At 64.8% G+C, this 12309-nt stretch carries 16 protein-coding genes; 4 read left to right on the top strand and 12 right to left on the bottom strand.

Annotated features, from left to right (window positions below; genetic code table 11):
• Nucleotides 1-650 (bottom strand): DUF6541 family protein (locus VIQ49_RS10460; RefSeq protein ID WP_331884129.1); only part of this gene is annotated, 650 nt, incomplete at its 3' end.
• 84 nt (nt 651-734) lie between these two features.
• Here VIQ49_RS10460 and VIQ49_RS10455 point away from each other — a divergent pair.
• Complete coding sequence (locus tag VIQ49_RS10455) at nt 735-1277, top strand: GNAT family N-acetyltransferase (protein ID WP_331884126.1); 543 nt, start codon at nt 735-737, stop codon at nt 1275-1277.
• Between the two features lie 7 nt (nt 1278-1284).
• Here the strand turns inward: VIQ49_RS10455 and VIQ49_RS10450 are convergent, their stop codons facing one another.
• The 5 genes from VIQ49_RS10450 to VIQ49_RS10430 form a co-directional block, all read right to left on the bottom strand.
• Nucleotides 1285-1875, bottom strand: coding sequence for a dihydrofolate reductase family protein (locus tag VIQ49_RS10450; RefSeq protein WP_331884123.1), 591 nt, complete (start codon nt 1873-1875; stop codon nt 1285-1287).
• Between the two features lie 37 nt (nt 1876-1912).
• The gene (cysC, locus tag VIQ49_RS10445) at nt 1913-3772 is read right to left on the bottom strand and encodes an adenylyl-sulfate kinase (protein ID WP_331884120.1); all 1860 of its coding nucleotides are present in this window, start codon (nt 3770-3772) and stop codon (nt 1913-1915) included.
• Entirely contained in the window at nt 3772-4746 is a 975-nt protein-coding gene (gene cysD / locus VIQ49_RS10440) for a sulfate adenylyltransferase subunit CysD (protein WP_331884117.1), read from the bottom strand. Before cysD ends, cysC begins: the two co-directional genes overlap by 1 nt.
• Nucleotides 4743-5546, bottom strand: coding sequence for a trehalose 2-sulfotransferase (gene stf0, locus VIQ49_RS10435; protein WP_331884114.1), 804 nt, complete (start codon nt 5544-5546; stop codon nt 4743-4745). The genes cysD and stf0 overlap by 4 nt, the downstream gene beginning before the upstream one ends.
• Before the next feature lie 82 nt (nt 5547-5628).
• A complete protein-coding gene (locus VIQ49_RS10430; RefSeq protein ID WP_331884112.1) occupies nt 5629-6399 on the bottom strand; it encodes an IclR family transcriptional regulator in 771 nt (256 codons plus the stop codon).
• Nucleotides 6400-6553: 154 nt separating this feature from the next.
• Here VIQ49_RS10430 and VIQ49_RS10425 point away from each other — a divergent pair, with 154 nt between their 5' ends.
• Nucleotides 6554-7327, top strand: a complete 774-nt coding sequence (locus VIQ49_RS10425) for a CoA transferase subunit A (protein ID WP_414731618.1) — start codon at nt 6554-6556, stop codon at nt 7325-7327.
• Nucleotides 7327-7989 (top strand): 3-oxoacid CoA-transferase subunit B, encoded by a 663-nt coding sequence (locus VIQ49_RS10420; protein ID WP_331884108.1) that lies wholly within the window; start codon nt 7327-7329, stop codon nt 7987-7989. Before VIQ49_RS10425 ends, VIQ49_RS10420 begins: the two co-directional genes overlap by 1 nt.
• Here the strand turns inward: VIQ49_RS10420 and VIQ49_RS10415 are convergent.
• From VIQ49_RS10415 to VIQ49_RS10395, 5 genes are all read right to left on the bottom strand, one after another.
• Nucleotides 7978-8751, bottom strand: a complete 774-nt coding sequence (locus tag VIQ49_RS10415) for a PIG-L family deacetylase (RefSeq protein ID WP_331884106.1) — start codon at nt 8749-8751, stop codon at nt 7978-7980. The two genes, VIQ49_RS10420 and VIQ49_RS10415, sit on opposite strands and share 12 nt — an antisense overlap.
• An 81-nt stretch (nt 8752-8832) precedes the next feature.
• A complete protein-coding gene (locus tag VIQ49_RS10410) occupies nt 8833-9150 on the bottom strand; it encodes a cytochrome C oxidase subunit IV family protein (RefSeq protein ID WP_331884104.1) in 318 nt (105 codons plus the stop codon).
• A 4-nt stretch (nt 9151-9154) separates the two neighbouring features.
• Nucleotides 9155-9673, bottom strand: a complete 519-nt coding sequence (locus VIQ49_RS10405) for a cytochrome c oxidase subunit 3 (RefSeq protein ID WP_331884134.1) — start codon at nt 9671-9673, stop codon at nt 9155-9157.
• A gap of 90 nt (nt 9674-9763) precedes the next feature.
• Nucleotides 9764-10516, bottom strand: a complete 753-nt coding sequence (locus VIQ49_RS10400) for a hypothetical protein (protein ID WP_331884102.1) — start codon at nt 10514-10516, stop codon at nt 9764-9766.
• Nucleotides 10513-11256, bottom strand: coding sequence for a hypothetical protein (locus tag VIQ49_RS10395; protein WP_331884099.1), 744 nt, complete (start codon nt 11254-11256; stop codon nt 10513-10515). The genes VIQ49_RS10400 and VIQ49_RS10395 overlap by 4 nt, the downstream gene beginning before the upstream one ends.
• Before the next feature lie 97 nt (nt 11257-11353).
• Between VIQ49_RS10395 and VIQ49_RS10390 the strand changes: the two genes are divergently transcribed.
• Nucleotides 11354-11947 carry a TetR/AcrR family transcriptional regulator gene (locus tag VIQ49_RS10390; protein ID WP_331884097.1) on the top strand — a complete coding sequence of 198 codons (594 nt, stop codon included), beginning with the start codon at nt 11354-11356 and terminating at the stop codon, nt 11945-11947.
• Between the two features lie 9 nt (nt 11948-11956).
• On the opposite strand, the gene VIQ49_RS10385 is transcribed toward VIQ49_RS10390, so the two are convergent.
• Nucleotides 11957-12286: a hypothetical protein gene (locus VIQ49_RS10385; RefSeq protein ID WP_414731617.1), complete on the bottom strand. Its 330-nt coding sequence runs from the start codon at nt 12284-12286 to the stop codon at nt 11957-11959.
• Between the last annotated feature and the right edge of the window lie 23 nt (nt 12287-12309).

The raw sequence follows: 12309 nt of genomic DNA, 5'->3' as shown, positions 1-12309 counted from the left end.
CTGATCGGCAGCGTGAACGCCAGTACCGCCGGTGAGTAGGTGTTGTAGATCTCCACGGTGTTGGCGCCGGTCAGCGGATACAGCAGCGATCCCAGGGCATGCCAGGTGTTCGGGTAGTAGTTGAACCCACCGGTGTCATAGTTCATCAGTTCACCCATGTGCAGCGCTGAGGCATCGCCGGTCTGGTGAATCCAGAGCAGTGCGTCGGCATGCCAGAGCGCATCCCACACCTGCGAGATGTTGTTGAGCCCGAGGAATGTGGTGCCCATCAGGCGCCGGATCGACGACATCATGATGATCACCGCGCCCAGCAGCACCCCGCCGGACATCAAGAGCAGCGACCGTCGGCTCGGGCCGGGTGTGTCGTCTGCGATCGGGATCGGGGCCAGCCAGCCCAGGCGGCGCGCGAATCGATCCCAGCCCCAGGCGATCACCCAGCACGCGGCCACCATGAGCAACGCGGTGAGCAGATTCCAGGGAATGGAGACGATGCCGTAGAGCACCGTGAACACGCCGATCATGCCGAAAGTGAGGGGCGCGCCGGCCGCGACAGCCACCGGCCAGGGCAACGACATCCGTCGGCCGACCAGTGCGCCGGGCACAATCATGATCACCGCAGTGACCACCGTGACCCAAGCGGCCAACAGCATGCAGATCCCATTCGTTGGTTGAAGCGTCGATATCAGTCTCGTTTAGAACCTTAAACGAGCCCCACGCGCACTAGGTTGGAGCATATGGACTGGCCGCGTCACATCCCGACATTGACGGATCAGGTGATCACTCTTCGACCCTTGACCAGCGCGGATGTGCACTCCGTGCAGGCCGCGAGCCAGGATCCGGTGACCGTGGAGTTCACCGTGGTACCGAGCCCGTACACCGCAGCCGATGCCCGCGACTTCGTGGACAGCCGCTCGGTGCGGGTCTGGCCGGGTTTCGACCTCGCCATCGTCGACGACGCCAACAGCTTCCTCGGTCTGTGCGGACTACGCGCCGAAGACGACGACGAGATCACCACCATCGGCTACGCGGTGGCCCCGTGGGCCCGCGGCCGGGGCGTCGCGACCCGCGCCACCCGGTTGCTCATCGACTACTCCTGGCAGATCGGTGCCGCGAGGGTGTCTCTGGACGCCTACGTGGAGAACACCGCGTCCCGGGCGGTCGCCCGCAAGTGCGGCTTCATCGAAGAGGGCATCTTACGGTCGGCGGCGCTGGGCAAGAACGGCCGTCGCCATGACCTCGTCGTGCACGGACTCCTCCCGGGCGACCCCGGGGCGTAGCCGCACGTCACACGACGTCATAGACCACGTGTGTCGCCGTCGACGTCGGTGTCACGCTTCGCTGGACCAAGGTGCGCGTCGCTCCATTCGTGAACAGCGGCGTGCCGGCGCCCAGCACAACGGGTGCCAGATGCAGGCTCAACACGTCGACCAATCCGGCCGCGATCGCAGAACCGATGGTGGCGCCGCCGCCCATCAGGACCACGTCGAGATCGCCGGCTCGTTCCCGCGCGGCGGCGACGGCGTCGGACAGACCCGTGGTGACAAACGTCCAGTCGAGGTCGGTGAGCCGGATTGTCTTCGGCGGGGAGGCCGTCACCACCACAAACGGCGGTTTGCCCACCTCGGCCGCGCCATAGCCGACCTCGTTGTCCCAGCCACCCGGACCGTCGACGACGTCGAAGAGCCGACGGCCCATGACCACGGCGCCGGAGCGCGCGGTCCCCTCGCTCAGGACCCGCCGATCCTCGGGGTCGTCGGAGAAGGCCCAGGTGTGCAATGCCTCGCCACCGGCGCCCAGCCCGTCGTCCGGTCCGGCGCCGGGCCCGGTGACAAAGCCGTCAACGGACACCGAGATATCGGCGATGATGCGCGTCATACCGGGACAGACCCGGGCAGCGCCCCGAACTCATCGCTCAGACCTCGCGGCCGGCCAAGATGTCGAGGATCTGTTTCACGAGGCCGTCCGAATCCGCACCGGTCGTGTCGATCACCAGGTCAGGGTTCTCGGGGGCTTCGTACGGCGTGTCGATTCCCGTCAGGCCCTTGAGTTCACCGGCACGGGCCCGCGCATACAGGCCCTTCGGATCACGACGCTCGCATTCTTCCAGCGGGGTCGCCACATGGACTTCGATGAACGGAAGGTCGGCGGCCGCGCTGAGGGCCCGCGGGATCTCACGGTCCGACCGCAGCGGCGAGACCAGCGAGGCGATCGCAACGACGCCCGCGTCGGCGAACAACCGGGTCAGGTGACCGACCCGGCGAATGTTCTCCGCCCGATCACCCGCCGAGAACCCGAGGTCGTCGGAGAGTCCGTGGCGGACGTTGTCGCCGTCGAGCAGATAGGCCACCCGGCCCGACTCGACGAGCTCACGTTCCAGCGCGACGGCCACCGTCGATTTGCCCGAAGCCGGCAGCCCGGTCAGCCAGATGACTGCCCCCCGCTGGCCCACGGCGCCCCACCGATGGTTGCGTTCGAGCGCCGACGGATGCCACTTGATGTCGTTGCGCGTACGTTCACCGGGTTTGACGACCCGGGCCTCGGTGATGGTGCCGGCACCGACGGTGTCGTTGGAGTTCTCGTCGATCAGGATGAACGCACCGACGTCCTTGTTCGACGAATACGGATCGGCCACCACAACCGAACTGGTGCGCAAGGTCACCGTTCCGACATCGTTGAGCGCGAGTTCCACCGGATTCTGGTCTTCACCAAGGGTTTCCGGATCGAGTCGGCTCATGATCTCCTGCACCGTGGCCCGGACCGTACGGGTGGCCTGCTTCAGGCCGATCCGATCGCCGGCCCGCAACGGTGTCTTGGAAAACCAGCAGATGGTGACGTCGAGTTCACGCGCGGAGACCGGGAGGTGCGCGTTGTCGTCACCGCTGACGATCATGTCGCCGCGGCCGACGTCGATGTTGTCGGCGAGTTCAACCGAGACCGACAGTGGCGCAACGGCGATGCTGCGGCCCTCGTCGAGGGTGTCGAGCGCCGTGACCGTGCTCCGGGAACCAGAAGGCAGCACCAGGATCGGATCCCCCACCTGCAAGGTGCCCGCCGACAACCGGCCGGTGTACCGTCGCCGTTCCTTGTCGTCCGGACGTGAGACCCACTGCACAGCAAGACGAACCTCGGTCGGCAAGGGTGCGGGCGCGGTCAGTTCGACATCTTCGAGGTATTCCAGCAGCGTCGGGCCGGTGTACCAGGGTGTGTTGTCGGAGCGGGCCACGACATTGTCGCCGATCTTGGCCGCCACCGGCACCACCGCCAGGTCCTTGACACCGAGTCGTGCTGCGAGCGTGTGCAGCTCGCTTTCCACCTCGGCGAATCGCTCCTCGCTGTAGTCGACGAGATCGATTTTGTTCACGGCCGCAACAAGATGCGGGACCCCGAGCAACGTCGCGATCCGGGCGTGACGGCGGGTTTGCCGCACCACGCCGGCGCGGGCGTCGACGAGCAGCACCGCCACATGGGCGTTCGACGCACCGGTGAACATGTTGCGGGTGTAGCTCTCGTGACCGGGTGTGTCGGCCAGGATGAAATTGCGTGTGGCCGTGGAGAAGAAGCGGTAGGCGACATCGATGGTGATGCCCTGCTCCCGTTCCGCCCGCAGCCCGTCGGAGAGCGCCGCGAGGTCGGCCACGCCCTCGGTGTCGGTCACGGATTCGAGGTGGTCGATCGGCAGGCTGTCGGTGTCATGCAGGAGGCGCCCGATCAGGGTGCTCTTGCCGTCGTCGACCGAGCCGGCGGTGGCGAGTCGCAGCAGTTGGCGAGTCATCAGAAGTACCCTTCTCGTTTACGGTCTTCCATCGCTGCGGTGGAGGTCCGGTCGTCCGCGCGGGTCTCGCCGCGCTCGGACACCGTCGACGCCGAGATCTCGGTCACCACATCGGTGATGGTGACGGCCCGGGACCGGACCGCGCCGGTGATCGTGAGGTCGCCGACCGTCCGGTACCGCACCCACTCGACGCTTGCGGTTTCCTCGTCGGCGGGACTGGTGTATTCCGATGTCGCCAGGAGAATGCCGTCGCGCTCGAACACCTCGCGTTCGTGCGCGAAGTAGATCGGCGGCAGGTCCAGGCCTTCGAGTTCGATGTACCGCCAGATGTCGAGTTCGGTCCAGTTGCTCAGCGGGAACACCCGGACCTGCTCACCTTTCCGGATCCGGCCGTTGTACAGCGACCACGGTTCGGGTCGCTGAGACCGGGGATCCCACTGACCGAACTCGTCGCGGAAGCTCAGCACCCGTTCCTTGGCCCGGGCGCGTTCCTCATCGCGACGGGCGCCACCGAACGCCGCGTCGAATTTACCGGCTTCGAGGGCGTCGAGGAGGGTTCTGGTCTGCAGTCGGTTACGCGACCCGGCGGGACCTCCGACCTCCTGAACCCGGCCCGAGTCGATGGATTCCTGCACCGACCCCACGATCAGTCGATGGCCGCCCTCTGCGAGCCGACGATCGCGGAAGTCGATGACCTCGGGAAAGTTGTGGCCGGTGTCGATGTGCAGGACCGGGAAAGGAAGCGGTGATGGCCGAAATGCCTTCTCCGCCAACCGCAACAGGACAATCGAGTCCTTACCCGCCGAGAACAGCAGGACCGGTCGTTCGAGTTCGGCCACCACCTCGCGGATGATGTGCACGGCCTCGGCTTCGAGTATCCGCAGTTCGTCGACGTGCGTGACGTCGTCGGTGATACCGGCTGCTTCGGTGGAGACGGAGCGTAGCGGAGCTCGACTGGTCTCAGGATTGGTCATACGGGAAGCCCCCTCTGTTCTGCGTCTTCGCGGTAGCGCTGTACCCACTCGTTCGACCGGCTGTTGGCCTGTCGTTCCAGAACCGGCGGCGGCGCGGAGGCCGGGTCGAGGCCGAGCTCGATCAGGATTCCGGCGACGACCTTGGTGGTTTCGCGGGCCAGCTCGCGGTAGGTCACCTCGATCGGTGAGATCCCCTCCTCGGCGAACCACGCCCGCCAGCCCTTCTCCTGATTACGCAGGATGGTCACGAGGTGCGCGATGCCGTCGGCGTTGTACTCCGCCGCGTCGTCGAGGGCTTGGGGCGCCTTACCTCGCCAGACCTGCGTCTGCACTGCGCGCCAGAACGAAACTGCTTGCGGCACCACATCTTCACGGTTCACCTTGATGAACAGTGGTTCTTCACCGAGCACGTCGAACAGCGCCGACCGTAGGCCCTTACCGCTACGGCCGGTGAGGCCGGCCGCGCGCTCGGTGACCAGCGAGGTCTGGTTCCACATCAACTTGCCACCCCACACACCGTTGCCCGTGCGGCCATGGCTCCGGATGCGGGTCCGCCACTCGTCGCTGGTCTCGGTGGTCGGGGTGCCGGTTTCGAGCGGTGCCAGCAGCTTCAGGATCAGCGGGTCGTCGACCCCGGCGAACCACTGCCTCGGCTGCGGGGCACGCGATGTGCTCGGCAGATATTGGAAGTACTCCTCGGGCTCACCGGCGATGCCGGTGTACCGCAGGGATTCGACGAGCAGAGTACTGCCGCTACGCTGAGACGCGCATACGAGGTAGGACCGTGGGCGGGGTGCCATGGGATTGAATATAGAGAGATCCAAAGCTGACGCTCGCTTCCAAAGCGGCTGTCAATCAGGAGGATTTCAAGTATTGACAATCTCAGGATTTGAGCCTGCCGGACAACAGATGCGCCTGCTCCAGAAGCAGTACACCCATCTCGTGAATCCGCTCATCCCGAAAGCGGGTCTGCACACCCGTCAGGCTCAGCGCCCACGCGGGTCGTCCGGTCCGATCGAACACCGCAGCGCCGATGCCCCAACTCCCGTCCACGATCAGTGCGGGGTTCACCGCGTAGCCGGTGCGCTTGGTCAGTGTGATGCGATTCCGAATTTCTTCTTCCGAATGAGCTGGACCCCATTCTTTTTCAGGTTTCATACGCGAGAAGTAGTCATCGACGTCGCGGTCCGGGAGATGACTCAGGATCGACAGCCCGGCAGAGGCCACACCCAGCGGAAACCGGATACCTTCGTGCAAAACGTGCGATCGGAGCGGGAAGCTGCCCTCCTCCCAGAGCAGGCAGACGGTCTCGTCGCCGCGCCGCGCCGACAGGAAGGCACTCTCCCCGCTCTCACGAGCCAGCCTTCTCAGTACGTCGCGGGTCTGATCGCTGATGTCGTACCGATTGGCCGCACCCACACCGAGGAGATACAACTCGGGTCCGAGCCGCCACCGCCCCGTCTCCGTATCCCGATCGATCAGTCCCTCCTCGGTGAGCGAGCTCAGAAGCCGGTGCGCGGTCGGCCTCGCCAGGTCGGTGGCCTTTCCCAGATCCGTGGTCGAGGCACCATCCGGTTCCGCCGCACCAACCGCGCGGAGAAGCGCACCGACGCGGGCGACCACGTGTGAGCGAGTGGGCGGTCGAGCGTTCATCTGATGAACGTACCTCACCCCGATTTTCGCTCCGCGAACAGTTTCCCGGCGTTCTTTCGGTTTTCTTGATCCTCCGAGCTGGGACGTTGTTCACTGAGACCGACAGCGCAGGCGTTTGTTCTATGGACGACGGCCGCCTGCCGCCGCAGATGGAATGGGAGAAACAGTGAGTTCAAAGGTGTACGAGTCGGCTGCGAGCGCAGTCGCCGATATCAAAGACGGCGCTTCACTCGCCGTCGGCGGGTTCGGGCTGTGCGGGATCCCCGATGCGCTGATCGAGGCATTGGTCGAATCGACGGCGACCGACCTCGAGGTGTTCTCCAACAACTGCGGCGTCGACAACCAGGGGCTCGGCATCCTGCTCGGCCAGGGCCGGATCCGCCGGGTCACCGCGTCGTACGTCGGCGAGAACAAGGAGTTCGCCCGGCAGTACCTGGCCGGCGAGCTCGAAGTCGAGCTGACCCCGCAGGGCACCCTGGCCGAGCGCCTGCGCGCCGGCGGCGCCGGGATCCCCGGCTTCTACACACCGGCCGGCGTCGGCAGCCCAATCTCCGACGGTGGGATGCCCTGGCGCTACGCCCCCGACGGTTCTGTTGCCATCGAATCGCCGCCGAAGGAGACCCGGGTCTTCGGCGGCAAGCGGTACGTCCTCGAAGAGGGCATCACCGCCGACTTCGCGCTGGTGCACGCCGAACTCGGTGACACCGACGGCAATCTCGTCTTCAACAAGACGGCCATGAACTTCAATCCGCTGGCCGCGATGGCGGGCAAGATCGCGATCGCCCAAGTCGAGCGTCTCGTCGAACCGGGTGAGATCGATCCGGGGTCCGTGCATCTGCCAGGCGTGTTCGTCAAGCGCATCGTGCACACCGGACCCCAGGACAAGAAGATCGAAAAGCGCACCGTCGCAACCGAAGGAGCCAAGTGATGTCCGCCCCCGCAATCACCGGATGGACCCGCGACCAGATGGCCGCCCGCGCGGCCGCCGAGATGATCGACGGTGAGTACGTCAACCTCGGTATCGGTCTGCCCACCTTGATCCCGACCTATCTCGGCACCGACGTGCGGGTCACCCTCCATTCGGAAAACGGCATCCTCGGCACCGGCGGCTACCCCACCGAAGACGCCGTGGATCCAGACCTCATCAATGCCGGAAAAGAGACGGTCACCGTCAATCCCGGTGCGGCGTTCTTCGATTCGGCGTTGTCCTTCGGCATGATCCGCGGCGGCCACATCGACACCGCCGTCCTCGGCGGCATGCAGGTGTCCAAGACCGGCGACCTCGCCAACTGGATGGTTCCCGGCAAGATGGTCAAGGGCATGGGCGGAGCGATGGATCTGGTCCACGGCGCCGCCCGCGTCATCGTGCTGATGGAGCACACCGATCGCGGCGGTAACCCGAAGATTCTCGAGACCTGCACGCTGCCGCTGACCGGTCAGGGCGTCGTCGATCAGATCATCACCAACCTCGGCATCATCGACATCGTCGGTGACGGCACCCTGCTGCTGAAGGAACTCGCACCAGGCGTCACCGCGGACGACGTCGTCGCCGCCACCGGCGCGCCCCTCGAGCTGGCACTAGAGGGGTAGGGCGGTCTCCATCGGCCGGGGAATGGTGCCGTCGATGCGGCGGAACCATTCCCGGCCGAACGCCACTCGAAGCATGTCGACGGGCATCTCGAGGAACGGTCCGAAGTCGCCGACCTGTGTGGCGTGCGCAAACATCGCGGCGCGCTTGGTCTCGATGACCTCCCCGACCTCGATTTCGGTGCTGATCTCTTCGGCCGGGACACCGAGCTTCTCCATGTTGGGGGCGTCTTCCTCATCCCATTGCGCGTTGGCCTTCACCAGTTCCCGGAAGTGGTCGCGGTTCATCACGCTCTCGTAGACGTGGCGTGTGCCGGCGATCTCCGCGGCCCGCATGCCCACGTGATGCACCTGGATGTGGTCGGGGTGACCGTAGCCCCCGTAGCTGTCGTAGATGGTCACGACATCGGCCTGCTCCTCGATCAGGACGTCCGCAAGCGCCCGCGCGCCGATCTCGACGGAAAGGTTCGCAAACGCCTTCGGGTTGTCGTTCTCAGGGGTTCCGGCCATACCTGAATCCGAGAACCCAAGCATCACAACACGATGCACGCCGAGCGCTTCTGCCGCCTTCGCCAGCTCATCTCGCCGCCGCGCGGTCAGGGTCTCTCCGGCGGCGAGGATGCCGTCCGGGAACTCCCCGGCGGCCCCGTCTGTGGCCGTGACCAGCACCACCCGGTGTCCGGCGTCCGAGGCCTGGCGCATCGTGCCACCGGTACCGAAAACCTCATCGTCGGGATGCGCGTGGAAACACACAAGAACACTCATGGCCAACCCCTGATCCTTCGCATTGCAGAACGAACACTGCAGTCTAGCGACCCCGGGTAGCCGTGCCTCGATGACCGCAGCTCAGACCAGGTAGATCACCAGGATCGCGGTCCACAGCACCAACAGCCAGGCATCGGTGGCGATCTTGAGCCACTGCGGCGCTGAACGCACCTCCATGAAGTACCGGATGATCAGCCGTCCCTTGATGAAGCCCAGCAGGATCACGGTGACCGTGATCGCGACGTTGGCCTCATTCGAGCTTCCGGAATGCCCCGGCGCCAACCACCAGGATCCGATGGTGATGGCGCACAACACGATCCATGCGCAGTTGACGGCGCGCGCCGTACGTTCGCCACGCTCGGCCGGGTGGGATCCTGTGGTCATCGGTTCGGCGGTCATCGATTCACCTCATCACGTAGAGCAGCGCGAAGATGACAACCCACAACAGGTCGACCATATGCCAGTAGGTGGCCCCGGATTCGACCATCGACACCCGGCGTCGGCAAGGGTTACGGAGTTCGCGCACAACAACTCCCAACACCACCAACCCGATGACGACATGCAGCAGATGTACACCGGTGAGCACGTAGTAGAACGAGAAGAACTCATCGGAGTTGGTGAAGCCCTGGGAGATATGCGACCACCACTCGTACGCCTTGATGGCAACGAACACGACCCCGAGCACTCCGCAGGCGTAGACCAGGCGCATCGCGCGTTCCGGATCACCGGCCCCCATGGCGTGGACTCCGCGTGCAACACACCAGGAACTCGTCAGCAGCACGATCGTGTTGACCACACCGAGGTTGATGTCGAGGTGCTGTTGCGATGCGAGATAGGCCTCCGGTGACATCGTCCGGTGGATCATGAAGATGACGAAATAGCCACCGAAGATGGCCAGGTCCCCCAGCACCATGACCCACATGTGGCCATCGCCGGGAAGATGACCGTCCTGTTCGGTAGGGACGGCCTCGGTCTGAGGCAAAGATTTTGTCACTGATCAGGTCCTCTGTGTTCAGTCCAGCGGCGGGGAGTCTGCGGGTTCACGCGCGGTCGCGATCTTGAGCAGAACCATCAACCCACCCAGCCAGACGCTGAAGACCACCACGGCCCACCAGAACGAGATCGAGCCGTTCCACGCGAAGGGGCCCGAATCGAAGACGAACATCTGCGTTGCGATGACCTCGGTGATGATCTGCCAAATGGTCACGTAGGCAAACCATTTGGGAAAGATCTCGTTTCTGTCGTAGAGGATGGCCACCGCGAGCGCGAAATACGCGGCCGTGAAACAACCCAGGGATCCGTTGTACGACAGCAGACCGAGGTCGTAGAGCATCCCGAGTTGCTGCGGATCCCGGTCAGCGCGGAAGGTCGCGGTCAGGAAGATCACCGCGACAAGGAGGAATCCCGGCACCGCCCCCACAGCCATGCCTGCCATGTAGCCATAAGCGAAAACCGACCCGCTCGACATCCGTTTCATGTGGTAGAAGATCAGGCCGTTGGTCAGCGCCGCACCGCCGAGAATCACCAGCAGCAGTGTGAATCCGATCTGGATGGTGGTGCCGTGAGCCGCGAAGAAGTCCGCGGCCTGCGCGTCGCCGACGTCGGGGCGAGGCGGCGGTGTGACCCGGGCCAGGACCACAAAAACCAGGCTGAAGACCGCGTAGAACGCCGGGAAGATCCAGTACAGGATCCAGACGTCCGGCTTTCCCGCCGGCTCAGACCGGTCCGCGTCGAGCGGTTCGCGCCGGGACTGCAGCGTGCTCACCGCGCCACACCGTCCTCGACCGCCTGGCGTTGGATCGCTGCCCGGAGCACAAAGAACATCACCACCACAAAGGCCGCGACGGCTCCGTTGCGCAACCAGAACGCGAGCATCCCGTCCCAGGCCAGCGGGCCGGTCATGAACACCGCTGCGCCGGCGGCGGGGAGCATCGCGATCGCGGTCGCGAGCGAGTAGTGCCCCACCCAGCGCGGGAAAACCGGGCGTGGACCGTCGTCGAAGTAGACGGCCAGCGCAAGGAGCAAGAACTGGGCCACAACCATGCCGATCGGGGCGATGAACGTGATCCAGGCGAGGTCGTTGAGCAACAGGACCAGCTCCGGGTTGCGATCCGGCCGGAACGCCGCCACCAGGAAGAAAATGTTCGAAAGGGCGAAGATGGTGGCCCCGCTGACCGCCGCGGCGAGGTAGCAGTAGGCGAACACATGGCTCTGGGTGGTCATGCGCTTCATCTGGACCACGATCACGATGAAGAACGGCAGCAACATCACACCGCAGAGGTTGTAGGTGACCATGCTGAACCGGATCCACGCGGTGTTGTCCCGGTAGAAGGCGGCGACCTCGTCGGCCGGCATCGTCGGTGACATGGGTGGCCAGAATCCCGGGAACGCGACAAACGCGATCAGCAACACGACGGCGAACACCAGGCCCGTCCACAGTGCGACGAGTTGTGTCCGGATGTTCGTCGTCTTCGGTAGACCTTCGGCCTCGACGAGGATCTGCATGCTTTCAGGAAACACTATTGACTGACTAAAGTCAGCGAAATCGATGGAATAGGGTTTCCCTTGTAGTAGGAGGTAGATCATTTCGGTTACGGACAGAGTGTCAGCGCGTGAGCGCAAGCGTCTCCAGACCCGCGAGCGGTTGCTCGAAGCGGCGGTGACCGAGTTCAAGCGCGACGGTATGGCGGCAGCCGACATCGGCGCGATCGTGTCAGCGGCAGGGGTTGCCCACGGAACGTTCTTCTTCCACTTCGCCACCAAAGAGCATGTCTTGCTCGAGCTGGAACGTCGCGAAGAGCTACGCATCGCCGGCAGTCTGGCGGCCTTCTTCAACACACCCCACACCGTCGAGGACACCCTGAGCCAGATGGTGCGAGAGCTCGAGGATCTCGAAGAGCGACTGGGCAGCAAGCTGTTCAAAGACTTTCTGGCGCTGCATTTCTCAACAACGCGTCCACCCCAGGAGGAGCGTGATCATCACCCGGTGATCATCGCTGTGATCTCCGAACTCGAACGAGCGCGCGACCGCGGCGAACTGCCACCGGGCACCGATGTATTTCACCAGGGCGTCTTCTTCTTGCTCGGCATGTACGCGCTGCTGGTGACCACCCCCGAGGCACCGGAGATCCGCACGCCGATAGTCGAGAAGTACGTGACCATCACGTTGAACGGGATGACCGCCGCCCCTCGGTGAAGCCCTTGCTCAGCCGCGCCGCGACCGGACATCTCTGACTCGAGTCAGCGCGAACAACACCGGAGCCGCAGCGAGAAGCACTGCGAGAGCCGCATAGCCGAATGCGAGGGTGGTGACGGTGGCAACGCCGGCGACGAGCAACAGTCCACCCGCGTCCCCGAGTTCGCGTCCCAGCTCGGCCGAACCCATGGCCTGGCCCATCCGCTCTTTCGGTGTCGATGCGGCCAGCGCCAGTACCAGCAGCGAGCTGACCGCGTCGTCCGAGAACGCCCCGAGGTTCGCGGCGATACCCTGTGCGCCGAACGCAGTGGTGAACCCGGCCGCGTACTGCGGCCACATCGCACTGCGTCGTGGGGGGGGAC

The sequence above is a fragment of the Williamsia sp. genome (genome assembly GCF_036566845.1).
In the GTDB taxonomy this organism is placed as follows: Bacteria; Actinomycetota; Actinomycetes; order Mycobacteriales; family Mycobacteriaceae; genus Williamsia.
This window is presented reverse-complemented; position numbering and strand designations above follow the sequence as displayed.

Excerpts from the sequence above, each read along its gene's own strand:
- VIQ49_RS10455 (WP_331884126.1), top strand. The coding sequence starts at position 735 with ATGGACTGGCCGCGTCACATCCCGACATTGACGGATCAGGTGATCACT.
- VIQ49_RS10450 (WP_331884123.1), bottom strand. The coding sequence starts at position 1,875 with ATGACGCGCATCATCGCCGATATCTCGGTGTCCGTTGACGGCTTTGTC.
- cysC (WP_331884120.1), bottom strand. The coding sequence starts at position 3,772 with ATGACTCGCCAACTGCTGCGACTCGCCACCGCCGGCTCGGTCGACGAC.
- cysD (WP_331884117.1), bottom strand. The coding sequence starts at position 4,746 with ATGACCAATCCTGAGACCAGTCGAGCTCCGCTACGCTCCGTCTCCACC.
- stf0 (WP_331884114.1), bottom strand. The coding sequence starts at position 5,546 with ATGGCACCCCGCCCACGGTCCTACCTCGTATGCGCGTCTCAGCGTAGC.
- VIQ49_RS10430 (WP_331884112.1), bottom strand. The coding sequence starts at position 6,399 with ATGAACGCTCGACCGCCCACTCGCTCACACGTGGTCGCCCGCGTCGGT.
- VIQ49_RS10425 (WP_414731618.1), top strand. The coding sequence starts at position 6,554 with ATGGGAGAAACAGTGAGTTCAAAGGTGTACGAGTCGGCTGCGAGCGCA.
- VIQ49_RS10420 (WP_331884108.1), top strand. The coding sequence starts at position 7,327 with ATGTCCGCCCCCGCAATCACCGGATGGACCCGCGACCAGATGGCCGCC.
- VIQ49_RS10415 (WP_331884106.1), bottom strand. The coding sequence starts at position 8,751 with ATGAGTGTTCTTGTGTGTTTCCACGCGCATCCCGACGATGAGGTTTTC.
- VIQ49_RS10410 (WP_331884104.1), bottom strand. The coding sequence starts at position 9,150 with ATGACCGCCGAACCGATGACCACAGGATCCCACCCGGCCGAGCGTGGC.
- VIQ49_RS10405 (WP_331884134.1), bottom strand. The coding sequence starts at position 9,673 with ATGTGGGTCATGGTGCTGGGGGACCTGGCCATCTTCGGTGGCTATTTC.
- VIQ49_RS10395 (WP_331884099.1), bottom strand. The coding sequence starts at position 11,256 with ATGCAGATCCTCGTCGAGGCCGAAGGTCTACCGAAGACGACGAACATC.
- VIQ49_RS10385 (WP_414731617.1), bottom strand. The coding sequence starts at position 12,286 with ATGTGGCCGCAGTACGCGGCCGGGTTCACCACTGCGTTCGGCGCACAG.